Source organism: Mesorhizobium sp. B2-5-3, assembly GCF_006441005.1.
In the GTDB taxonomy this organism is placed as follows: domain Bacteria; phylum Pseudomonadota; class Alphaproteobacteria; order Rhizobiales; family Rhizobiaceae; genus Mesorhizobium.
Window position 1 is genome coordinate 53,951 of the sequence record NZ_VFUS01000015.1, and the last position, 22,519, is coordinate 76,469.

16 protein-coding genes and 1 pseudogene are annotated in these 22,519 nt (G+C 65.1%); 13 read left to right on the forward strand and 4 right to left on the reverse strand.

Going from position 1 to position 22,519, the window contains the following annotated elements:
• The first annotated feature begins 79 nt into the window (after positions 1-79).
• From FJ867_RS25750 to FJ867_RS25815, 13 genes and pseudogenes are all read left to right on the forward strand, one after another.
• Positions 80-1,864, forward strand: a complete 1,785-nt coding sequence (locus FJ867_RS25750; protein WP_140491185.1) for a sensor histidine kinase — start codon at positions 80-82, stop codon at positions 1,862-1,864.
• Positions 1,865-2,074: 210 nt separating this feature from the next.
• Positions 2,075-2,521 carry an HPr kinase/phosphorylase gene (locus FJ867_RS25755; protein WP_140818944.1) on the forward strand — a complete coding sequence of 149 codons (447 nt, stop codon included), beginning with the start codon at positions 2,075-2,077 and terminating at the stop codon, positions 2,519-2,521.
• Positions 2,522-2,684: 163 nt separating this feature from the next.
• A complete protein-coding gene (locus tag FJ867_RS25765; RefSeq protein WP_140628767.1) occupies positions 2,685-3,086 on the forward strand; it encodes a PTS sugar transporter subunit IIA in 402 nt (133 codons plus the stop codon).
• Positions 3,083-3,379, forward strand: coding sequence for an HPr family phosphocarrier protein (locus tag FJ867_RS25770; protein ID WP_140491179.1), 297 nt, complete (start codon positions 3,083-3,085; stop codon positions 3,377-3,379). Before FJ867_RS25765 ends, FJ867_RS25770 begins: the two co-directional genes overlap by 4 nt.
• A 173-nt stretch (positions 3,380-3,552) precedes the next feature.
• Positions 3,553-4,953: an adenosylhomocysteinase gene (ahcY, locus tag FJ867_RS25775; RefSeq protein WP_140517752.1), complete on the forward strand. Its 1,401-nt coding sequence runs from the start codon at positions 3,553-3,555 to the stop codon at positions 4,951-4,953.
• A gap of 187 nt (positions 4,954-5,140) precedes the next feature.
• Positions 5,141-7,696 carry a PAS domain-containing sensor histidine kinase gene (locus FJ867_RS25780; RefSeq protein WP_140685555.1) on the forward strand — a complete coding sequence of 852 codons (2,556 nt, stop codon included), beginning with the start codon at positions 5,141-5,143 and terminating at the stop codon, positions 7,694-7,696.
• Positions 7,697-7,704: 8 nt separating this feature from the next.
• Positions 7,705-9,216: a tRNA (adenosine(37)-N6)-threonylcarbamoyltransferase complex ATPase subunit type 1 TsaE gene (gene tsaE, locus FJ867_RS25785; RefSeq protein ID WP_140818926.1), complete on the forward strand. Its 1,512-nt coding sequence runs from the start codon at positions 7,705-7,707 to the stop codon at positions 9,214-9,216.
• Entirely contained in the window at positions 9,213-9,977 is a 765-nt protein-coding gene (locus FJ867_RS25790) for a nucleotidyltransferase family protein (RefSeq protein ID WP_281405852.1), read from the forward strand. The genes tsaE and FJ867_RS25790 overlap by 4 nt, the downstream gene beginning before the upstream one ends.
• Entirely contained in the window at positions 9,974-13,108 is a 3,135-nt protein-coding gene (gene addB / locus FJ867_RS25795; protein ID WP_140818928.1) for a double-strand break repair protein AddB, read from the forward strand. Before FJ867_RS25790 ends, addB begins: the two co-directional genes overlap by 4 nt.
• Positions 13,105-16,626 (forward strand): double-strand break repair helicase AddA, encoded by a 3,522-nt coding sequence (addA, locus tag FJ867_RS25800; RefSeq protein WP_140685553.1) that lies wholly within the window; start codon positions 13,105-13,107, stop codon positions 16,624-16,626. The genes addB and addA overlap by 4 nt, the downstream gene beginning before the upstream one ends.
• A 74-nt stretch (positions 16,627-16,700) precedes the next feature.
• Positions 16,701-17,024, forward strand: coding sequence for a thioredoxin (trxA, locus tag FJ867_RS25805; RefSeq protein WP_140491167.1), 324 nt, complete (start codon positions 16,701-16,703; stop codon positions 17,022-17,024).
• A gap of 134 nt (positions 17,025-17,158) precedes the next feature.
• Positions 17,159-17,440 carry a cupin domain-containing protein gene (locus tag FJ867_RS25810; protein ID WP_140818930.1) on the forward strand — a complete coding sequence of 94 codons (282 nt, stop codon included), beginning with the start codon at positions 17,159-17,161 and terminating at the stop codon, positions 17,438-17,440.
• Positions 17,441-17,504: 64 nt separating this feature from the next.
• Positions 17,505-17,751: pseudogene (locus tag FJ867_RS25815) on the forward strand (type II toxin-antitoxin system VapB family antitoxin).
• 105 nt (positions 17,752-17,856) lie between these two features.
• On the opposite strand, the gene FJ867_RS25820 reads toward FJ867_RS25815, so the two are convergent.
• From FJ867_RS25820 to trpB, 4 genes are all read right to left on the reverse strand, one after another.
• A complete protein-coding gene (locus tag FJ867_RS25820; protein WP_140554556.1) occupies positions 17,857-19,182 on the reverse strand; it encodes a folylpolyglutamate synthase/dihydrofolate synthase family protein in 1,326 nt (441 codons plus the stop codon).
• A 62-nt stretch (positions 19,183-19,244) separates the two neighbouring features.
• Positions 19,245-20,171 carry an acetyl-CoA carboxylase, carboxyltransferase subunit beta gene (gene accD / locus FJ867_RS25825; protein WP_140491161.1) on the reverse strand — a complete coding sequence of 309 codons (927 nt, stop codon included), beginning with the start codon at positions 20,169-20,171 and terminating at the stop codon, positions 19,245-19,247.
• Between the two features lie 181 nt (positions 20,172-20,352).
• Positions 20,353-21,192, reverse strand: coding sequence for a tryptophan synthase subunit alpha (gene trpA / locus FJ867_RS25830; RefSeq protein ID WP_140554555.1), 840 nt, complete (start codon positions 21,190-21,192; stop codon positions 20,353-20,355).
• Between the two features lie 2 nt (positions 21,193-21,194).
• On the reverse strand, positions 21,195-22,445 hold the full coding sequence (trpB, locus tag FJ867_RS25835) for a tryptophan synthase subunit beta (RefSeq protein ID WP_140662317.1): 1,251 nt from the start codon (positions 22,443-22,445) through the stop codon (positions 21,195-21,197).
• Positions 22,446-22,519: the final 74 nt, after the last annotated feature.

A 22,519-nucleotide genomic window follows, 5' to 3' on the forward strand; every position in this document is an offset into this window, starting at 1 on the left:
GCATCGCCGCGATCTCAGCCAACCATTTCTCTATTCGCTACCCGCTACTCACTAATACTAAGCAGGGAACTGCTGTTCGATGGCAGTGGAAGCACAGCGGAGCAGATCGGCGGGCGTTGCAAGGCGGCCGGCGCGCATCATGCCCGCGTTCCTGTCGAAGCTCACCGTGCCCATGCGCCGCTTCCTCGGCCATCACATCTTTTCCAGCCTGACGCGGCGTATCCTCTTCCTCAATCTCGCCGGCCTCGCAGTCCTGGTCACCGGCATTCTCTATCTCAACACCTTCCGCGACGGGCTGATCGACGCCCGCGTCGAAAGCCTCATGACCCAGGGCGAGATCATCGCCGGCGCGATCGCTGCCTCGGCGACGGTCGAGACCGATTCGATCAGCATCGATCCGGAAAAGCTGCTTGAGCTGCAGGCCGGCGAAAGCCTGGGACCGGGCTCCGACCAGCTCGACAATCTGGATTTCCCGATCAATCCTGAACGCGTCGCCCCGGTGCTGCGCCGGCTGATCTCGCCGACCCGCACCCGCGCCCGCATCTACGACCGCGACGCCAATTTGCTGCTCGATTCGCGCCATCTCTATTCGCGCGGCCAGATCCTTCGGTACGATCTGCCCCCGGTCGACGAGGAAGAGCCCGACCTTGTCGAACGCATCCAGAAGTTCATCTTCGACTTCTTCCGCAACACCGATCTGCCGGTCTATCACGAGCAGCCGGGCGGCAATGGCGCCGCCTTCCCGGAAGTGGTCAAGGCGCTGACCGGCAGCCCGTCGACCATCGTCCGGATCAGCGAACAGGGCGAGCAGATCGTTTCCGTCGCGGTGCCGATCCAGCGCTTCCGCGCCGTTCTCGGCGTGTTGATGCTGTCGACCGAAGGCGGCGACATCGACAAGATCGTCGCCGCCGAACGCAAGGCGATCCTGCGCGTCTTTGGCATCGCGGCGCTCGTCACCGCCATCCTGTCGATGCTTCTGGCCTCCACCATCGCCAATCCGCTGCGCCGGCTGTCTGCGGCGGCCGTGCGGGTACGGCGCGGCGTCAAGAGCCGCGAGGAAATTCCTGATTTCTCCGACCGTCAGGACGAGATCGGCAATTTGTCGATTGCCGTGCGCGACATGACGAACGCGCTCTATGCCCGCATCGAGGCGATCGAGAGCTTCGCCGCCGATGTTTCCCATGAATTGAAGAACCCGCTGACCTCGCTGCGCAGCGCGGTGGAGACCTTGCCGCTGGCCAAGAACGACAATTCGCGCAGCCGGCTGATGGAGATCATCCAGCACGACGTCAGGCGGCTGGACCGCCTCATCACCGACATTTCGGATGCCTCCCGTCTCGACGCCGAGCTGGCGCGGGATGACGCGGGGACCGTGGACCTGAAGAAGTTCATCACCGACCTCGTCGCCGTCTCGCGTGAAACGACGCGCAACAAGAAGGCGGTCGAGATCGAGCTCAGGGTCGCCAAGCTGCCGCAGGGCGTCAAGGGCTATTTCGTCGTAGGCCACGACCTGCGCATCGGCCAGGTCATCACCAACCTGATCGAGAACGCCCGCTCCTTCGTGCCAGAGGAGCGCGGCCACATCATCCTGTCGCTGGCGCGCACCGGCAAGTTCAACATCCTCACCGTCGATGACAATGGTCCCGGCATCCGCGCCGACAACATCGACCGCATCTTCGAACGTTTCTACACCGACCGGCCCGCCGGCGAGGCGTTCGGCCAGAATTCAGGCCTTGGCCTGTCGATATCCAGGCAGATCGTCGAGGCCCATGGCGGCACGCTGACCGCCGAGAACATCCCCGGCACCAAGCCAGGCGAGATCAAGGGCGCCCGCTTCGTGGTTACGCTGCCGGCCGAAGCATGATCCCGAAAAGTGGGAACCGGTTTTCGGATCAGATCATGCCTCATGCAAAAATGATCCCGGATATCGCGGCCTTACGGCCGTCATCCTCGGGCTTGTCCCGTGGATCCGCCGCACAGCGTGGCTATGGTGCGAACACTATTGGAAGACCTGCAGATCCTCGGGATGACGGCGTTGGATCAGGATTTCCGAAATACACAAGCGGGCACGCTCATGCAGCCTGAAAACATCCACGCAACGGCCATCCTGATCGGCGAGCGCGGCGTTCTCGTCAGCGGCGCATCCGGTTCGGGCAAGACGACGCTGGCGCTGGCGCTCATTGACCATTGCCACCCGCGAGGCTTGTTCTCACGGCTCGTCGGCGACGACCAGCTTTTCGTCATGGCACATGCGGGACGGCTGGTGTGCCGCGCGCCCGCCGCGATCGAGGGCCTGGTCGAGGTGCCCGGGCTCGGTCCGCGATCCGTGCCGTTTGAAGCGGGTGCCGTCATCGATCTGCATGTCAGGCTTTTGCCGGCCGGCGAAGTGGCACGCTTTCAGGAGGATGCCGACGACACCACCGCCGGCTGCTTGGTGCCGCGGATTGACGTTGCGGAACGCAATATTGCCGCTGCCTTGCCCGCCGTGATGGCGCATCTGTCGATCGCGCCTTTTCTATGATGCGACCGGGTTTTTTGCTGCAATGCGTCAAAATGGCATGGGCCGGCGCAATTTTGGGCTTGTCAACGAGCCGCACGTCGACAAGATAGCGCTCCCGCCGCCTGGAATGGCTGGCGAGCATAAAATGCGCCTGTGAAGCGGCGATGACGGGAGCCACCAAAGAATGATCGGACTCGTGCTTGTAACGCACGGTCAACTGGCCACCGAGTTCCGACATGCCGTGGAACATGTCGTCGGGCCACAAGACAATTTCGAAACCGTGGCGATCGGGGCTGACGACGATATGGAGCAGCGCCGGCGCGACATCGTCGACGCCGTTGCCCGTGTCGACACCGGGGCGGGCGTGATCGTGTTGACCGACATGTTCGGCGGCACGCCTTCGAACCTTGCCATTTCCGTGATGGAGTCCGGCCGCACCGAGGTGATCGCCGGCATGAATTTGCCGATGCTGATCAAGCTCTCCTCGATCCGCAAGAGCGACAACATGGCGGCGGCCCTCGACGAGGCGCAGGCGGCGGGGCGCAAATACATCAATGTCGCCAGCCAGCTCCTGAGCAGCAAATGAGCACGATGTCGTCGGAAAAGGACCAGATCGTCCGCGAATTTCCGATCGTCAACCAGCGCGGCCTGCACGCGCGCGCCTCGGCCAAGTTCGTACAGCTCGCCAGCGGCTACAACGCGTCGGTCCATGTCGAGAAGGACGGCGTCAAGGTCGGCGGCACCTCGATCATGGGTCTGATGATGCTGGCTGCAAGTCCGGGTTATTCGATTCGCGTCACCGCCAGCGGTCCCGAAGCGCTTGAGGTCATGAATGCGCTGGAGCAGCTGGTGGCGTCCCGCTTCGGCGAGGAATGCTGATTCCTTACCTTCGCATGAAAGACATGCAGGGATAAAGATTTCTTTATATCCCATTGTCGTCTTGACGCCGATCTGCTAGTCAGGCGGGCAATTCGCGCCCTTCGACGCGCCTGCCGGCGCGGGCGCATCCGCAACCAATTCAATAGCGTAACAATTCGCATCGGAGCACTGCCATGACGGGTAGCAAGGACTATGTGGTCGCCGACATCTCGCTTGCCGGCTGGGGCCGCAAGGAAATCGAGATCGCCGAAACCGAAATGCCGGGCCTGATGGCCTGCCGCGAGGAATTCGGCTCCAAGAAGCCGCTCAAGGGCGCGCGCATCACCGGCTCGCTGCACATGACCATCCAGACCGCGGTGTTGATCGAGACGCTGAAGGCGCTCGGTGCCGATATACGCTGGGCTTCCTGCAACATCTTCTCGACCCAGGACCATGCGGCTGCTGCCATCGCCGAGGCCGGCATCCCGGTCTTCGCCGTCAAGGGCGAGACGCTTGAGCAGTACTGGGACTATACCGACAGGATTTTCCAGTGGGCCGACGGCGGCACCTCCAACATGATCCTCGATGATGGCGGCGACGCCACCATGTACATCCTGATCGGCGCGCGCGCCGAGGCCGGCGAGGACGTGCTGTCCAATCCGCACAGCGAGGAGGAGGAATATTTCTATGCCCAGGTCAAGAAGCGCATGAAGGCTTCGCCCGGCTTCTTCACCAAGCAGAAGGAAGCGATCCGGGGCGTCACCGAAGAGACGACCACCGGCGTCAACAGGCTCTACCAGCTGCAGAAGAAGGGCTTGCTGCCTTTCCCGGCCATCAATGTCAACGACTCCGTCACCAAGTCGAAATTCGACAATAAATATGGCTGTAAGGAATCGCTGGTCGACGGCATCCGCCGCGGCACCGACACCATGATGGCCGGCAAGGTCGCCGTCGTCTGCGGCTATGGCGACGTCGGCAAGGGCTCGTCCGCCTCGCTGAAGGGCGCTGGCGCCCGCGTCAAGGTCACCGAGGTCGATCCGATCTGCGCCCTGCAGGCGGCGATGGACGGCTTCGAGGTCGTCACGCTCGAAGATGCCGCACCCACCGCCGACATCGTCATCACCACCACCGGCAACAAGGATGTCGTCACCCTCGACCACATGCGTTCGATGAAGGACATGGTGATCGTCGGCAACATCGGTCACTTCGACAACGAGATCCAGGTGGCATCGCTGCGCAACCTGAAATGGACCAACGTCAAGCCTCAGGTCGACATGATCACCTTCCCCGATGGCAAGCGCATGATCTTGCTGTCGGAAGGCCGCCTGCTCAACCTCGGCAACGCCACCGGCCATCCAAGCTTCGTCATGTCGGCGTCCTTCACCAACCAGGTGCTGGCGCAGATCGAGCTGTTCACCAAGGGCGAGCAGTACCAGAACCAGGTCTACGTGCTGCCCAAGCATCTCGACGAGAAGGTCGCGCGCCTGCATCTCGACAAGCTCGGCGCTCGCCTGACCGAACTGTCGGGCGAACAGGCAGCCTATATCGGCGTGACCCCGCAGGGTCCGTTCAAGCCGGAACACTACCGCTATTAACCAAAGCTGAATTTACTACCAGATATTGACGCCGGGCGATTGACTTTTCGCCCGGCTTTATTTTTGCGCCGAATGATTCTTCACGCCGATTCCAGCAGGCGCTATTGTTGTGATTCGCGGTCCGGGGACGAGGACCGGCGTACGCATCAGGGCGGTCTTGCATTCAGGCGGCGAAGAGGACCAAGACATGCCGGGGGATAACCCGCTTTGCGCGGGACGGGCCGTTTCCGGCGGCCATGACGATTCGAGGATTACCGGCACCGCCACGCGAGGCGGGCGCCCTTCATGGCGCGCGCGCGCCGGACTTTTCCTTGCCGGCTCCGCACTTGGCTGGCCTTTGGCCGGCACGGTGGCCCACGCCCAGGCTGCTGGTGCGGAGGCCGCAAGCCTATCGGTGAGCACGGTCGAGGTCGTGCAGCTTGCCGTCTTTGTCGGAGTGATGGGAGCGGCATTCCTGTCGGCCATCGTTCTGATCCGGGAGAGAGCGCGCACCTCGGCCGAAAATGTCGAGCTCAGGAGCCGCATCGCGGACATCAACGCGGCGCTGCGCCGTTCGGAGGCGCTGCTCAACTTGCGCGACCAGCGTGTCGTCGTCTGGGCCTCGGAGAACAAGAAACCCGAGCTCATCGGCACGCTGCCGGTCGAAAGCGGCGCGCCCGAGGAGCGGGCCGCCTTCCTTGCCTTCGGCCGCTGGCTGATGCCGCGCTCGGCTGCGGCACTCGAGCATGCCGTCGCGGGGCTGCGCGAAAGAGCCGTGTCCTTCGACCTCGTCATCGAAACGCAGACCGGCGCTCCGCTGGAAGTGCATGGCCGCAAGAGCGCGGCGCATGTGCTGGTGCGGTTCGTTTCCCTTTCCGAGACGCAACGCAGCCAGGCCCGGCTGAAGATCGAAAACCAGCGGCTGGCCGCCGACCATGATACGATGATCGGCCTGCTCGAGGCGCTGAAGATGCCGGCATGGCTGCGCGGCGAGGACGGCCGCCTGAGATGGGTGAACCGGGCCTATGCCGAAGCGGTCGAGGCCGAAAGCGCGGAGATGGCTGTCCGCGACGCCAAGGAATTCCTCGGCGGCCAAGCGCGCGAAGCGATCGCTGCCCAGCACAAGTCCCATCCTGTCTTCGAACAGACGCTTTCCACGGTGATCGAAGGCGACCGCCGCGTTTTCGCGGTGACCGATTTCGCCGGCGCCGACGGTTCGGCGGGACTTGCCTGCGACACCAGCGCCATCGAAACCATCCGCAGCGAATATGAGCGCACCGTGCGCAGCCACGCCGACACGCTCGACCAGCTCAACACGGCGGTCGCGATCTTCGACACCGACGAGAAGCTGCGCTTCTTCAACCAGGCTTTCCAGAAGCTCTGGGGCCTCGATGCAGGCTTCCTGCACAGCGCGCCCGATAACGCTTTGCTGCTGGATCGGCTGCGCAGCGAGGGCAAGATCGCCGAGCAGCCGGAGTGGCGTCGCTGGAAGGAAGGCCTGCTCGGCGCCTACCGCGCGGTGGAATCGCAGGAGCATTGGTGGCACCTGCCCGACGGCAAGACCATCCGCGTCGTCGCCAACCCGCAGCCCAAGGGCGGCGTCACCTGGGTGTTCGAGAACCTGACCGAGAAGATGGACCTCGAAAGCCGCTACCGCACCGCGGTGCGGGTCCAGGGCGAAACACTCGACAACCTCGCCGAAGGCGTGGCGGTGTTCGGTCCCGACGGCAGGCTGCGCCTGTCGAACCCGGCATTTGCTACTTTGTGGGGCCTGGACGCCGAAACCGCCCGGCCCAATGTCCATGTTTCCGCAATCCGTGAGCTTTGCGACCTGCAAGCGATCGACAGCCCGTGGGGCAGCTTCGTCGCCGCCATCACCGGCTTCGACGACGAGCGCCGCGACCGCCACGGCCAGACCGAGCTCAACAACGGCACCGTGCTGCGCTACGCCGTGATCCCCCTGCCCAACGGGCAGGTGATGATGACCTTCGTCGACGTTACCGACAGCGTCCGTGTCGAACGCGCGCTCAAGGACAAGAACGAGGCGCTGGAGAAATCCGACCAGCTCAAGAACGAATTCGTCCAGCACGTGTCCTACGAACTGCGCTCGCCGCTGACCAACATCATCGGCTTCACCGAACTGCTGTCGCTGCCGGCCACCGGTCCGCTGACGCAGAAGCAGCGCGAATATGTCGAGCATGTCGGCTCGTCGTCCTCGGTGCTTTTGACCATCGTCAACGACATACTCGACCTGGCCACGGTCGATGCCGGCATCATGCAGCTCGACATTTCCGAGGTCCATGTCGACCGCACGATCGCCGCCGCCGCCGAGCTGGTTGCCGACCGGCTGGAAGAGCATTCAATCAGGCTCGAGGTCGATGCCGCGGCGGCGCCGAAGACCTTCCACGGCGACGAAATCCGCATCCGCCAGATCCTCTACAACCTGCTCAGCAACGCCGCCAACTACGCGCCGGAGGCCAGCGCCATCCGGCTCGCCTGCCGTCAGTTGGCGGACGGGGTGGAATTCTCGGTCCATGACGATGGACCCGGCATGCCGCCCGACGTGCTTGACTCGGTGTTCCGCCGCTTCGAGCCGCGCGCCAATGGCGGCCGCCGGCGCGGCGCCGGGCTCGGACTGTCGATCGTCAAGAGCTTCGTCGAGCTGCATGGCGGCAGCGTCCGCATCGAAACCGGCAAGGACAAGGGCACGACCGTCATCTGCACCTTTCCCGACATGCCGGGCATCCGCGCCGCGGCCGAGTAGCGCACTCGATGGCCGCATTGATGCTCGAGCGTTTACTCGCCGACGAAACACAGACAGCGCGGCTGGGTGAGGATCTGGCGCTGGCGGTGCGCGCCGGCGACGTCCTGGCGCTGAAGGGCGATCTCGGCGCGGGCAAATCGACGCTGGCGCGGGCGCTGATCAGGGCCTTGGCCGACGATGCCGGTCTCGACGTGCCGAGTCCTACCTTCACCCTTGTGCAAAGCTACGATACGCGCATCCCGGTCCATCATTTCGACCTCTACCGCCTGTCCTCGGCAGCCGAGCTCGATGAACTGGGCTTCGACGAGGCGTTGGCGCAAGGCGCGGCCCTTGTCGAATGGCCGGAACGGGCCGAGGGTTATTTGCCTGGGACCGCCGTGCTGATCGAACTCGTCCAGCATGGCGATGGCCGATTGGCGAGACTGTCCGGGCAAGGCGCTGCCTACGATCGGGTGGCGCGGTCGCTCGCCATGCGTGATTTCCTCGAAGGCGCTGGATGGGGCGAGGCCAGCCGCCGCCATTTCATCGGCGATGCCTCTGCCCGCTCCTACGAAATTGTCTCGCTTCCAGGCCATGCCGCGAGGGTGCTGATGAACTCGCCGCGGCTGGTGCTGGGCCCGCCGGTGCGCGACGGCAAGCCCTATGGCGTCATCGCCCACACCGCCCAGTCGGTGTCAGCCTTCGCCGCCATCGACCGCGCGCTGCTCGCCGCCGGGGTCAGCGTTCCCGAAATCCATGCGCAGGATCTCGACCAGGGATTCCTGCTGCTCGAACATCTGGGCTCCGAAGGTTTCCTGGACGGGCATGGCAGGCCGGTCGCCGGGCGCTATGAGGCGGCGGCCGAACTGCTCGCCATGATGCATGGCAAGACCTGGCCCCACCGGATGGAGGCCGCGCCCGGCGTGTTTCACGATGTGCCGCCCTTCGACCGCGACGCCATGCTGATCGAGGCGGACCTGCTGGTCGATTGGTACGTGCCGATGCTGACGGGCGCTCCGGCGGGCGATGCCTTGCGCGTCGGCTACCACAAGGAGTGGAACGCGGTTCTCGACCGGCTCGCTGACAGCCAATACACGCTGATGCTGCGTGACTTTCATTCGCCGAACATCATCTGGCGCGCTGAGCGCTCCGGCCATGACCGGCTCGGTATCGTCGATATCCAGGACGCGTTGGATGGCCCCGCCGCTTACGACGTCGCCTCGCTGGCCATGGACGCGCGCGTCACCATCCCGCCAGGCATCGAGAAACGCACGCTCGATGCCTATGTCGCCGCCCGCCACGCGGCCGGCCCATTTGACGAGGCGGCATTCCTCGAGGCCTATGCGATCATGGCGGCGCAGCGCAATTCCAAGATCCTCGGCATCTTCGTCCGGCTCGAAAAACGCGACGGCAAGCCCTATTATCTGAAGCACTTGCCGCGTATCCGCGACTATCTGCGCCGGGCGCTGTCTCATCCTGCCTTGGCCGGCCTTCGCGAGTTCTATACCGCTCACGGTCTGCTGGAGGAGCAAACGCCGTGACATCGATACCGGACGCAGCGAGCGTGCCCAAAACTGCGATCGTGCCCAAAACTGCGATAGTGCTTGCCGCAGGGCTCGGCAAGCGCATGCGGCCGATCACCGACACGATCCCCAAGCCGCTGGTCAGGATCGCCGGCAAGACGCTGCTCGACTGGGGCCTCGACAGTCTCGCCGCGGCCGGCATCGGCAAGGCCGTCGTCAACGTGCACTATCTTCCCGAACAGATCGTCGCCCATCTCGGCGCGCGCCATGCGCCGCGGATCGTCATTTCGGACGAGAGCGAGCGGTTGCTCGATTCCGCCGGCGGCATCGTCAAGGCGCTGCCGGAGCTCGGCCAACAGCCCTTCTACATCCTCAACGCCGACACCTTCTGGATCGACCAAGGAACGCTCAATCTCAACCGTCTCGCCCTTGCATGGGACGCCGCGAAAATGGATATTCTGCTGATGCTGGCGGATCTCCATCAGGCGACCGGACACTGCGGCAGCACCGATTTCCTGGTGGCGCCGGACGGCACCCTGCGGCGTTCCAAGGGCGATCCGGCGGGCCTGATCTATGCCGGGGCGGCGATCGTCCATCCGCGCATCTTCAAGGGTGCCCTGCCGGAACCTCATTCGCTTAACGCCTACTTCGACAAGGCGATCGCCGCCGGCCGGCTGTCCGGCATGCCGATGCATGGCCATTGGATCACCGTCGGCACGCCTGACGCTATTGCGAGCGCGGAAGCGGCGGTCGCCGACGCGCTAGCCGAGTTGCAATGAGCGGCCCGGGCCGCGTTTTCTCCATTCCGCCCGGTGCGCCGTTTCTGCCGACGCTTGCCGAGGCGCTGCTGGCCGGGCGTCTTGTTCCGGGCTTTCGCTTCGATGGCGACCCGCTCGCTTTGGCCGATGTCATCATCTATGTGCCGACGCGCCGCGCCGCGCGCGCCTTGCGTGGCGTCTTCGTCGACAGCCTGTCGGCGAGGGGCGGCGGCGGTTCGGCGATTCTGCCGGTCATCCGGCCGCTCGGCGAGTTCGATGAGGACGAGGCCGCGTTCGAGACGGAAGCGTCGGCCGCCATCGACCTCGCGCCGCCGATCGCGGCAACCGAACGCCTGTTGCTGCTGGCGCCGCTGGTGCGTGCCTGGAAACGCCGGCTGCCGGCGCATGTGGCGGCGCTTTTCGACGAGGAGATCGTCATTCCGGCCTCCGCCGCCGATGCGATCTGGCTGGCGCGCGATCTCGCCCGGCTTATGGATGAGATCGAGACGGAAGGCACGGACTGGACGCGGCTCGCCGATCTGGTGAGCGGCAATCTCGCGGGATGGTGGCAGGTCACGCTCGATTTCCTCGGCATCGTCACCGAAGCCTGGCCGAAATTCCTTGGGGAACGGAACCTCTCCAACCCGGCCGCGCATCGCAGCGCCCTGATCCGGCTGGAAGCGGCGCGGCTGCGGCGCAATCCGCCCGCCGGGCCGGTTATCGCCGCCGGTTCCACTGGCTCCATCCCCGCCACGGCAGAGCTGCTGGCCGCAATCGCCCGCTTGGCGGGAGGAGCCATCGTGCTGCCAGGCCTCGACCGGACGATGGATGAGCCGTCTTTCCAGGCCATCACGGCGCCGGGCGCACGTCCGGCCGTGCTCGGCCATCCGCAATACGGCCTCGCCAAGCTGATCGGCACCATCGGTGTGCTGCGCGGCGATGTCGAGGAGATCGGCGCGGCCGGACATGAACTCGCGCTTCGCGCCGCCCTCGTCGGCGAAGCGCTGCGGCCGGCCGAGACCACCGAATTGTGGGCCGAGACGCGCAGCGGCTTTTCCCCCTCCGACATCGAGCAGGCGTTCTCCGGCGTGAGCCTGCTGGAGGCAGCCAGCGAACGCGATGAAGCCGTGGGGATCGCCGTCGCGCTCAAGCGCGCAGTCGAGCAGCCCGGCCAAAGAGCGGCCCTCGTTACCGGTGACCGTGCGCTGGCGCGCCGCGTCTCGGTCGAACTCGCCCGCTTCGGCGTCGTCGCCGACGATTCCGGCGGTGTGCCGCTTTCCAACACGCCCGCCGCCGGCCTGCTTGGGCTGGCGTTGCAGGCGGTGTTCCGCCCCGGTGACCCCGTCGGCCTGCTGTCGTTGCTCAAGCATCCCCTGCTTGCCCTTGGCCTGGACCGGACGAGCGTTCGCCATGCGGCGGAACTGATCGAGCTGGTGGCGCTGCGCGGCGGCACCGGCCGCCCCGACATCGCGTCGCTGCCGGACCTGTTCGAAGCCCGCCTGATTGACCTCGGCGCCGACAGCAGGCGGCCTTTCTGGTTTGCCCGGCTGACCGTGCGCGCCATCGAAGGCGCGCGGAATTTGCTCGGACGTCTCAACGAAGCGCTGGCGCCGCTTGCCGCCTTTCGCGGCCAGGCCGACGCCGGTCTTGTCGCGCTGGTCGGGGCCAGCGTCGTGGTGTTGGAAAATCTCGGCCGTGCGGCCGATGGCGGGCTTGGCGCGCTCTATGCCGGCGATGCCGGCGAGAAACTGGCCGAGCTGTTGCGCGGACTGGTCGCGGCGCCCGTGCCGCTCTCGTTTGCCGCCGACGAATGGCCAGACGTCATGGCGGCGCTGATCGCGCCCGAGACGGTCAAGCCGGCGCAAGGCACAGACAGGAACGTTGCCATCTGGGGGGCGCTGGAAGCCCGCTTGCAGAATGTCGACACGCTGGTCATAGGCGGCATGAACGAAGGCGTGTGGCCGCGCAAACCCGAAAGCGATCGCTTCATGTCGCGGCTGATGAAGACCGGCATCGACCTGGAGCCGCCCGAACGGCGCATTGGGCTTGCCGCACATGATTTCCAGATGGCCATGGGGGCGGCGAAGGTGGTGCTGTCGCGCTCCGCACGCGCCGGCGACGCGCCCGCCGTGCCCTCGCGCTGGCTGCAGCGCATTCTCACTTATATCGGGAAGGACCAGGCAGCCAGGCTTGCCGAACGTGGCGACGAACTCATCGCCTGGGCGCGCGCGCTCGATTCCGGCCCGCGGCGGGACTTCGCGCCGCGCCCGCAGCCGAAGCCGCCGGTCGCGCTGCGTCCAACCCATTTCTCGATCACCGAGATCGAGACGCTGCGTCGCGATCCCTACGCCGTCTATGCCAGGCGCATCCTCGGCCTGCTGCCGCTCGACCCGGTCATCCGCGACCCGGGTGCGGCCGAGCGCGGCACGCTGTTCCACGCCATCCTGCATCTGTTCTCGGGCAGCGTGGCCGATCCGCGTGCTCCCGATGCGCTGGCCGGCCTGCTCGCCGCCGGCCGGACCTGCTTCGCCGAGGCAGCACTTCCCACCGATGTCGAGGCGGTCTGGTGGCCGCGTTTCGAAAAACTCGCCGCCAGCATCATCGAATGGGAACGCGGCCGCGCTGGGGCCGTGGCCCGGCGCCACGCCGAGGCGCGAGCGGGCAAGACCATGGTCGGCCAATCCGGGATCACCCTGTCGGGCTATGCCGACCGGGTCGATCTTCTCCATGGCGGCATGGCCGACATATTGGACTACAAGACCGGCTCCTCGCCTTCCAAGGCCCAGGCGCACACGCTGCTGTCGCCGCAACTGGCCCTGGAGGGCGCGTTGCTCAGGCGCGGCGCTTTCCAGGAACTCGGCGCGCGCGAGCCCTCGCAATTGGCTTTCGTCAGGCTGAAGCCGAATGGCGAGGTTTTCGAGGAATCGATCCTCGAATACAACCGGCAGCCACGCACCGCCACGGACCTCGCCGAGGAGGCCTGGGCGCGGCTGGAGAAATTGCTCATCCACTATGCCGATCCGGCGGCCGGCTATCTGTCGCGGGCACTGCCGTTCCGCGAAGGCGAGACCGACGGCGACTACGACCATCTCGCCCGCGTGCTCGAATGGTCGGCGGGCGGCGATGCGGATGACGAGGCAGGGGAGGCATGAAGAAAGCCTATCCCATCCCCGGCGAAACCGCCGCTAGGCAGGCCAGCGCCTCGGATCCGAGGAATTCCGCCTGGGTGTCGGCCAATGCCGGGTCCGGCAAGACCCATGTGCTGGCCCAGCGCGTCATCCGGCTCCTGCTTCGCGGCACCGATCCGTCGAAGATACTGTGCCTGACCTACACGCGTGCCGCCGCCGCCAACATGTCGAACCGGGTTTTCTCGACATTGTCGGAATGGACCGCGCTCGGCGATGCCGAATTGGCGGTGAGGGTCGAGGCGCTCGATGGCCGCCGGCCCGACCGCGAAACCATGCGCCGCGCCCGCCGCCTGTTTGCCGAGGCGCTGGAAACGCCCGGCGGCCTGAAGATCCAGACCATTCATGCCTTCTGCGAATCGGTGCTGCACCAGTTCCCGCTGGAAGCCAACATCCCCGCGCATTTCGAGATGCTCGACCCGCAGATGGAGGCATCGTTGTTCGCCGCCGCGCGCCGTGAAATGATTTCGGGCAGCGCGGCGGATCGGCCGGACCTCGCCGAAGCTTTCGCCGCCGTGCTCGAGCGCGGTGGCGAGGCCGGGCTCGACGCTTTGCTGGGTGAGATCGTCCGCAAGCGCGACGAACTGGGCGCCTTCATCGGTGAAATCGATCGAGGCGGCCCGAACTTCCAGACGCTGTTCGACGAATTCCAATTCCGCCCCGGCCAGACCGCCGAAGGCATAGCGGCCGCCATCTGGCCGCTGCCCGGCTTCCTGCCGGATTATTTTGCCGGCTTCGCCCAGGCGGCGGAGGCCGCCGACGCCAGGACGGTGCTCAACAACATCTTGCCTCATGCGCGCCTGGCTTTCGCGGAAACCGACCCCGTGCGCCGCCTGCAGCTGCTTTCGCGGGCTTTCCTGAAGGCCGACGGCGACGTCTACGATCCAGCCAAGGCCTTCAAGAAGGCGCTGCTCGACCGGCTGCCGGACCTGGCGGAGCGCTATCTCTCGGCGACCACCGCAATCGTCGAGACGGTCGACCGGCTCGCCCTGTTCCGGATGCTGGAGGGCACGTGCGCCGCGCTGACGCTGGCCGACTGGCTGATCGCCCGCTACGAGCAGTTGAAGCGTGGCCGCGGGTTCCTCGACTTCAACGACCTGATCACCCGCACCGTCAGTCTCCTGGCCAGGCCCGATGCCGGCCCGTGGGTGCAATACAAGCTCGACCAGGGCATCGACCACATCCTGCTCGACGAGGCGCAGGACACCAGCCCCGACCAGTGGGAGGTGGTGAAGCGGCTGGCCGAGGAATTCTTCGCCGGCATCGGCGCCCGCGACACCGCGCATCGGACGATCTTCGCTGTCGGTGACGAAAAACAGTCGATCTATTCCTTCCAGGGAGCGGCGCCGGATTCCTTCGCCGACAGCAGGCTCCTGTTCGCAAGCAAGGTGCGCGACGCCGATGCGCCCTTCGCCGATCTGAAGCTCACCTGGTCGTTCCGCTCGACCGACGATGTTCTGGCCGCTGTCGACCGTGTCTTCGCCGATCCGGTCGTGCGGCGCGGCATCAGCCATGACCCCGACCCGCTGAGCCACAAGGCGATACGCACCGATGCACCGGGCTATGTCGAGGTCTGGCCATCCATCGGCGCCGATGTCGTCGACGAGCCGGACGACTGGACCCAGGCAGTCGACCATGCCCGCGCGCCGGCGGTTCGGGTTGCCGAAAACGTCGCCGCCACCATTGCCGGCTGGATCGGCAATGGCGAGGTCATCGAAGGCCGCGGCAAGAGGCTGCGCCCTGGCGACGTGCTGGTGCTGGTGCGCAAGCGCGATCGCTTCGTTCATGCACTGACGCGTGCCCTGAAACGTCGTGACATCCCGGTCGCCGGCGCGGACCGGTTGAGCCTGCCCGGCCACATCGCGGTCAAGGACCTGATCGCGCTCGGCCATTTCCTGATCCAGCCGCAGGACGATCTGTCGCTCGCCGCCGTGCTGCGGAGCCCGATCTTCGATCTGTCGGAAGAGATGCTTTTCACACTGGCCGCGCAAAGACCATCCGGCCTGTCGCTGGCCGAGTCCCTGCGCCAGCATGCCAGCCAAAGCGAAGCGCTCGCGGCGGTCGCCGCTCAACTCGACATCTGGGCCAACGAGGCCGTCTTCAAGCCGGTGTTCGAATTCTATGCCGGCCTGCTGGCACGCGGTGGCGTGCGCCGCAAGATGGTTGCGCGGCTCGGGCCGGAAGCCGGGGACATTCTCGACGAATTCCTGAGTTTCTGCCTTGCCGAGGAGCGGACCGGCTTGCCCGGGCTGGAAGCCTTCCTGTCGACGCTGGAGAGCGCCGGCCCAGAAATCAAGCGCGAGATGGACCAGACCCGCGACGAGGTCCGCGTCATGACCGTGCATGCAGCCAAGGGGCTCGAGGCGCCTGTCGTCTTCCTGGTCGATGGCGGTTCGGCTCCGTTCAGCGATCAGCACCTGCCGCGCCTGATGCCGTTCGAGGGTTCCGGGCTGAACTGGAGCGGCAAGGGCTTTCTCTGGCGTTCGGCCAGCGACGTCGCCAACGCCATTTCGAAGGCTGCCGCGGCAAGGGCGCGCGATCTCGCCGATGACGAGTATCGGCGGCTGCTCTATGTCGGCATGACCCGGGCCGAGGACAGGCTGATCGTCTGCGGTTATCACGGCAAGCGCGCGCCGAACACCGGCACCTGGCATTCGCTCGTCAGCCGTGCCCTGGTCGGGGCGCCGGAGAGTGCCGAGTATCCGCATCCGGCCGGCGGCGGCGTCTCAGTGCATCGCTTCCAGGTGACCGGATTGCCGCCGTTTGCACCGGTCGCCGAGAGCGAAGCCAGGCAGACGCGGGACTTCGGGCCGCCGCCCGAAATCTTGTTCAAGCCGCTGCCGCCATACGAGGACCTGCCACGCCCGCTGTCGCCATCCGGAGCCTCCGCCCTGATCGACGAGGGCAAGGAAAGCGTCATCGACACCGGCTCGCCAGTGCTGGATGGCGACGCCGAACCCGGCTTCGCCGTCATGCGAGGCCTGGCGCTGCACAAACTGCTGCAGATGCTGCCCGGCGTGGCGCAAAACGAACGCCAGGGCGCAGCCGAACGCTATCTCGCCCGCGCCGGCGCGCAATGGCCGGCCGGCGAGTGCGAAAAGGCGGTCGCCTCGGTGATGGCGATCCTTGCCGATCCGCGTTTCGCGCCGCTTTTCGGACCCTCTTCGCGCGCCGAAGTGGCGGTCATGGGCAGCCTCGACGTCAAGGGCACGAAACGCTCGATTTCCGGCAAGATCGACAGGTTGGCGGTGACGCCGGACCGCGTATCCATCATCGATTACAAGACCAATCGGCCGGCGCCCGCCTCGCTGGGCGAGGTTCCGCCCGCCTATCTGCTGCAGCTCGCGCTCTATCGCGCCTTGCTGCGGCCGCTCTATCCCGGCCGCGAAGTCACGGCGGCCTTGCTGTTCACGGAGGCGCCGCGGCTGATCGAACTGCCGGCTCGGGCCATGGATGACGCTCTTGCCCGACTCACGCGAGCGTGACACAAGAACTGCTTGAAGAAGGGCGCGGCAACCACCACATTTGGTGCGACGAAAAATTTCGAAAGGATTTCCGCATGGCTACCGTCAAGGTCGACAAGAACAATTTCCAGACCGCTGTGCTCGACGCCAAGGAGCCGGTCGTGGTGGATTTCTGGGCGGAATGGTGCGGTCCCTGCAAGATGATCGCGCCGGCGCTGGAAGACATCGCCAATGAGCTCGGCAGCAAGGTGAAGATCGCCAAGCTCAACATCGACGAGAATCCCGAACTGGCAGCGGAATTCGGCGTGCGCTCGATCCCGACGCTGATGATCTTCAAGGGCGGCGAAAGAGCCGATGTGAAGGTTGGCGCCGCGCCCAAGACCGCGCTGTCGCACTGGATCAACGGTAATCTCGCCTGATCAATCCGAAATTCCTGACATCAAGCCCGGCCGATCGCGCCGGGCTTTTTGTTGGCGTCATTGGTCGCCCGCTCTGGCCCTGACGTCCGGGGCCTCCATGTCTTCTGCTGGAAGCAGATGCAGGGAGAGGAAAAATGACCGGATCCGCCAAGGCCACCGTCTTCATCGACAATGAGCGCGTCATCGTCACGGAATACCGCTTTCAGCCGGGCGACAACACCGGCTGGCACCGCCATGGCCACGACTATGTTGTCGTGCCGCTGATGGACGGCAAGGTAAAGCTTCTGACCAAGGACGGCGAATCCTTCGCCGAAATGAAGAAAGGCGCGCCCTATTTCCGCAGGGAAGGCGTCGAGCACGACGTCATCAGCGTCAATGACGGCGAATATGCCTTCATTGAGATCGAGCTGAAATAGCGGCGTTCGCCTCGAATACCGCAGCGGAAACCGGTATATATGTCTTCCAACAACGGAGTTTGAGATGGCCGAACCTCAGCTCTCGGTCCGTAGCGCAAAAGCACGCGACCTGGCTCATAGACTTGCTCGTCGCGAAAATCGCTCGATAGCAGATGTCGTCGAGCGAGCGCTTGAATCCTACGAGATTCGTGAAGCAGGTCGCGAACCCGCGCCCACATTCTATGCCCACCTGGCGCAAGCAGTGGCACCGACATCGATCTGGAGAAATCGTCCGAGAAGGCCGTCAGGCTCATACAGGACCTGAAGTTTGATTTTCGCCGTACCAACGACCTGGCACCACCGGCCTGATATGATCTCGCGTTGGGATTTCTGAGCGGCGGCTTGGACCGGTTAGTTAGGCGCAGATACTGGAAGCGTCACGTCGGCGGCGTGCCGTTCTCCGCCAACACCGCGCCAGCCAGATAGAGCGAGCCGCCGATCAGGATTCGCGGCGGCGGGCCGTCCCAGGTGTCGCGCAGCAACATCAGCGCGCTGGCGACGGAACTCACCGGCTCGGCCGTAAGCCCGGCCTCCGTGGCGCGGGCCGCCAGTTCGTCGTTCGGCACGCTGGCGTCGCTCAGGCTCACCGGCACCGTATAGACGTGCCGGGCGAGGCCATTGAAGGCGCGGAAATAGCCGCTCTGGTCCTTGGTGTTGATCATGCCGGAGATGAGAAAAAGCGGCCTGGGGTTCTTCTCTTCCTGCTCGGCCAGCGCCTCGGCGACGACCACGCCGGCGCCCGGATTGTGGCCGCCGTCGAGCCAGATGTCGGCGCCCTTCGGCGCCAGTTCCGTCAGCCTGCCTTGCGACAGCTTCTGCATCCGCCCCGGCCAGGCGACAGTGGTCATCGCCTTCTCGGCGGCACGGTGGCTGATCTCGAAGCCGGCTGCCTTGACGGCGGCGATCGCGGCGGCCGCGTTGGCGAACTGGTGGCGCCCGGGCAGCCGCGGCGGCGGCAGATCCATCAAGCCATCATCGTCCTGATAGACCATGCGGCCGTTCTCCTCGAAGGCGAGGAAATCCTGTCCATAGACCAGGGTCGGGCAGCCGAGCCGCTCGGCGGTTTCGATCAGCACCTGCTGCGCCGCCTCGGTTTCCTGCGCCCCGATGACCACCGGGCAGCCGCGCTTGATGATGCCGGCCTTCTCGGCGGCGATCAGTTCGACGCGGTCGCCGAGATAGGCTTCGTGGTCCATCGACACCGGCATGATCACCGAGACAGCCGGCCTGGCGATGACATTGGTGGCGTCGAAGCGGCCGCCGAGACCGACCTCGACGATGGCGGCATCGGCCGGATGCTCCGAAAACAGGATGAAGGTGACGGCGGTGAGGATCTCGAAAACGGTGATCTTCTCGCCGCCATTGGCCTTGGCGACGCGGGCGATGGCCTCGGCGAAGATATCGTCCTCGACCAGCCTGCCGCCGCCATCGGCCGCCAGCCGGTAGCGCTCGTGCCAGCTGACCAGATGCGGCGAGGTGTGCACGTGCACGAGCCGGCCGGACGCTTCCAGAAGCGCCCGCGAGAAGGCGGCGCAAGAGCCCTTGCCGTTGGTGCCGGCGATATGGATCACCGGCGGCAGCAAGTCCTGAGGATTGCCCAGCCGCTCCAGCAGCCGTGAAATGCGGTCGAGCGAAAGATCGAAGCCTTTCGGGTGAAGCGCCATCAGCGCTTCGATTTCACGGTCGGCGGCAAGCGTGGTCATGTAAGAGTCCTAAGCGCGCGATGGATCGCGCGCAATCGCGGTTCGCGGCAAAGAGTGTCGCGTCAGGCCTGCGGCCGTGCTTCCGTCGCGACCACCGCCGGCGGCAGGATTTCCGGCTCCAGGGGCTTGTGCTCTTCCGGCATCTTGAGCAGCATCTTCAAGAGCCGCGCGATGGTCCGGCGCATCTCCAGTCGCGACACCACCATGTCGACCATGCCGTGCTCCATCAGATATTCGGAGCGCTGGAAGCCGTCCGGCAGTTTTTCCCGGATGGTCTGCTCGATGACGCGCGGTCCGGCGAAGCCGATCAGTGCGCCGGGCTCGGCTATATGCACGTCGCCCAGCATGGCGTAGGAGGCAGTGACGCCGCCGGTCGTCGGATTGGTCAGCACGACGATGTAGGGAAGGCCGGCTTCCTTCAGCCGGTCGACGCCAACCGTGGTGCGCGGCAATTGCATCAGCGACAGGATGCCTTCCTGCATGCGCGCGCCGCCGGAAGCGGCAAACAGGATCAGCGGCCGCTTGCGCTGCACGGCCACCTCGAAGGCATGAACGATGGCGTCGCCCGCGGCCATGCCGAGCGAACCGCCCATGAAGGCAAAATCCTGCACCGTCACCACCACCGGCAGGCCTTCTACGGTGCCCAGCGCGTTGACGATGGCATCTTCCAGGCCGGTCTTGGCCTTGGCGTCCTTCAACCGGTCGGTGTAGCGCTTCTCGTCGCGGAATTTCAGCGGGTCCAGCATGACCTTGGGATTTTCGAGCTGTTCGTATTTGCCGTCGTCGAGGAAGTATTTCAGCCGCTCCTTGGCCGAGATCTTCATGTGATGGCCCGAAGACGGGATGACGAACTGGTTGGATTCCAGATCCTTGTGGAACACCATCTCCCCGGTCTCGGGATCCTTGATCCACAGGTTCTCGGGCATGTCGGTGCGCCGGCCGAGCATCGAATTGATCTTCGGGCGAACGTAGTTGGTGATCCAGTTCATCGCTTCGGCTCCTGTCCTGACGAAGAGTTAGAGCAATTCCAGGAAAAGTGTGAACCGGTTTTCCGACCGGAATTGCGATAAAGCAAAAAGATAGAGCGGTTCGGCGTTTCCGTGAAACGGCAAACCGATCCAGCGCATGCCGCCCGGGATGGCGACGTGCACAAGACCTGAGGTAGGAAAACTATTCGGCGGCAGCAAGGCGGGCCGACCGCACGCCCTGCGCGAGGCCGCTGACCAGCGTGGCGACGGCCTCGGCCGGGTCGGCGGTCTTTTCGCCCTTCGGCCCCAGCACATTGGCGACCGCATTGACGATCGCGGTGCCGACGACGACGCCGTCGGCATTGGCGCCGATGACGCGCGCCTGTTCGGCGGTCTTGACGCCGAAGCCGACGCAGACCGGCAGATCGGTATGGCCCTTGATGCGCTTGACCGCCGCAGCCACCTTGCCGGTGTCGGCCAGCGCGGAACCGGTGATGCCGGTCATCGACACGTAATAGACGAAGCCGGACGTGTTCTGCAGCACCTTGGGCAGGCGCTTGTCGTCGGTGGTCGGCGTCGCCAGCCGGATGAAGTTGATGCCGGCTTTCAGCGCCGGGATGCACAGCTCCTCGTCCATCTCAGGCGGCAGGTCGACGACGATCAGCCCGTCGATGCCGCTGGCCAATGCGTCCTTGAGAAAGCGGTCGACGCCGTAGATGTAGATCGGGTTGTAGTAGCCCATCAGAACGATCGGCGTCTCATTGTCGCCGGTGCGGAAGTCAGCCGCCATCTTGAGCGTCTTGACCAGCGTCTGGCCGCCTCTCAGTGCTCTCAAGCCCGCGGCCTGGATCGCCGGGCCATCGGCCATCGGATCGGAGAACGGCATGCCGAGTTCGATGATGTCCGCGCCGGCCATTGGCAGCGCCTTCATGATCGACAGTGAGGTCTGATAGTCCGGGTCGCCGCCCATGAAATAGGTGACGAGCGCCGGGCGGCCTTCGTTCTTGAGCTTTGCCATGCGGCGATCGATGCGGGTCACCATGATCAGATCTCCATGCCCAGCATCGAAGCCACCGTATGCACGTCCTTGTCGCCGCGGCCGGACAGGTTGACGATGACGATCTGGTCCTTGTCCATGGCGGGCACGATCTTCACCGCATGGGCGATAGCGTGCGCCGATTCGAGCGCCGGGATGATGCCTTCGACGCGTGTGGTCAGCTTGAAGGCCTCCAGCGCCTCGTCGTCGAGGATCGGCACATATTCGACGCGGCCAGAATCGCGCAGCCAGGAATGCTCCGGGCCGACGCCGGGATAATCGAGGCCGGCCGAGATCGAATGGCCGTCCATGATCTGGCCGTCGGCATTTTGCAGGAGATAAGTGCGGTTGCCATGCAGCACGCCCGGCGCGCCGGCGTTCATCGAGGCGCAGTGCTCGATGCCGTCGAGGCCACGCCCCCCAGCCTCGACGCCGATGATACGGACATCCTTGTCGTCGAGGAACGGATGGAACAGGCCGATGGCATTGGAACCGCCGCCGACGGCGGCGATGATGGTGTCGGGCAGCTGGCCCTCCTGTTCGAGAATCTGCGCGCGCGCCTCCGAACCGATCACTGACTGGAAGTCGCGCACCAGCTCCGGATAAGGGTGCGGGCCGGCCGCGGTGCCGATCAGGTAATAAGTGTCCTCGACATTGGTCACCCAATCACGAAGGGCTTCGTTCATGGCGTCCTTCAGCGTGCCGTGGCCAGCGGTCACCGGCCGCACTTCGGCGCCGAGCAGTTTCATGCGGAACACGTTGGGGCTTTGGCGGGCAACGTCGGTGGCACCCATGTAGACGACGCAGGGAAAGCCGAAACGGGCAGCGACCGTGGCTGAGGCCACGCCATGCTGGCCGGCGCCGGTCTCGGCGATGATACGCGTCTTGCCCATGCGCTTGGCCAGCAGGATCTGGCCGAGGCAATTGTTGATCTTGTGCGAACCGGTATGGTTCAGGTCCTCGCGCTTGAAATAGACTTTTGCGCCGCCCCCGAGGCCCTTCGCCGAGGAAACTTCACGAAGATGCCTGGTCAGTCCTTCGGCGAAATAAAGCTTCGACGGCCGCCCCGCATAATGGGTCGAAAGATCGGTGAGCTCGGCCCTGAAATCCGGATCGTCCTTGACCTCGTTCCAGTGCCGTTCGAGGTCGAGGATCAGCGGCATCAGCGTTTCGGCCACGAAACGACCGCCGAAAATGCCAAACATGCCCTGTTCGTCGGGTCCGGTGCGGAAGGAATTGAGTGTCGCCGGCTTGTTCATCGCCGATCTCCTGGCATCTCGATTTTCTTAAGCATGTCCTGTCGAAAGCCGTTTTCCACTTTCGGGACATGCTC

What these genes read in the sequence shown, in the direction of transcription:
- tsaE (WP_140818926.1), top strand. Translation starts at nt 7,705, where the DNA reads ATGGCCGCATTGATGCTCGAGCGTTTACTCGCCGACGAAACACAGACA.
- ahcY (WP_140517752.1), top strand. Translation starts at nt 3,553, where the DNA reads ATGACGGGTAGCAAGGACTATGTGGTCGCCGACATCTCGCTTGCCGGC.
- trpB (WP_140662317.1), bottom strand. Translation starts at nt 22,445, where the DNA reads ATGAACAAGCCGGCGACACTCAATTCCTTCCGCACCGGACCCGACGAA.
- FJ867_RS25765 (WP_140628767.1), top strand. Translation starts at nt 2,685, where the DNA reads ATGATCGGACTCGTGCTTGTAACGCACGGTCAACTGGCCACCGAGTTC.
- addA (WP_140685553.1), top strand. Translation starts at nt 13,105, where the DNA reads ATGAAGAAAGCCTATCCCATCCCCGGCGAAACCGCCGCTAGGCAGGCC.
- addB (WP_140818928.1), top strand. Translation starts at nt 9,974, where the DNA reads ATGAGCGGCCCGGGCCGCGTTTTCTCCATTCCGCCCGGTGCGCCGTTT.
- accD (WP_140491161.1), bottom strand. Translation starts at nt 20,171, where the DNA reads ATGAACTGGATCACCAACTACGTTCGCCCGAAGATCAATTCGATGCTC.
- FJ867_RS25810 (WP_140818930.1), top strand. Translation starts at nt 17,159, where the DNA reads ATGACCGGATCCGCCAAGGCCACCGTCTTCATCGACAATGAGCGCGTC.
- trpA (WP_140554555.1), bottom strand. Translation starts at nt 21,192, where the DNA reads ATGGTGACCCGCATCGATCGCCGCATGGCAAAGCTCAAGAACGAAGGC.
- FJ867_RS25755 (WP_140818944.1), top strand. Translation starts at nt 2,075, where the DNA reads ATGCAGCCTGAAAACATCCACGCAACGGCCATCCTGATCGGCGAGCGC.
- trxA (WP_140491167.1), top strand. Translation starts at nt 16,701, where the DNA reads ATGGCTACCGTCAAGGTCGACAAGAACAATTTCCAGACCGCTGTGCTC.
- FJ867_RS25770 (WP_140491179.1), top strand. Translation starts at nt 3,083, where the DNA reads ATGAGCACGATGTCGTCGGAAAAGGACCAGATCGTCCGCGAATTTCCG.
- FJ867_RS25780 (WP_140685555.1), top strand. Translation starts at nt 5,141, where the DNA reads ATGCCGGGGGATAACCCGCTTTGCGCGGGACGGGCCGTTTCCGGCGGC.
- FJ867_RS25820 (WP_140554556.1), bottom strand. Translation starts at nt 19,182, where the DNA reads ATGACCACGCTTGCCGCCGACCGTGAAATCGAAGCGCTGATGGCGCTT.
- FJ867_RS25750 (WP_140491185.1), top strand. Translation starts at nt 80, where the DNA reads ATGGCAGTGGAAGCACAGCGGAGCAGATCGGCGGGCGTTGCAAGGCGG.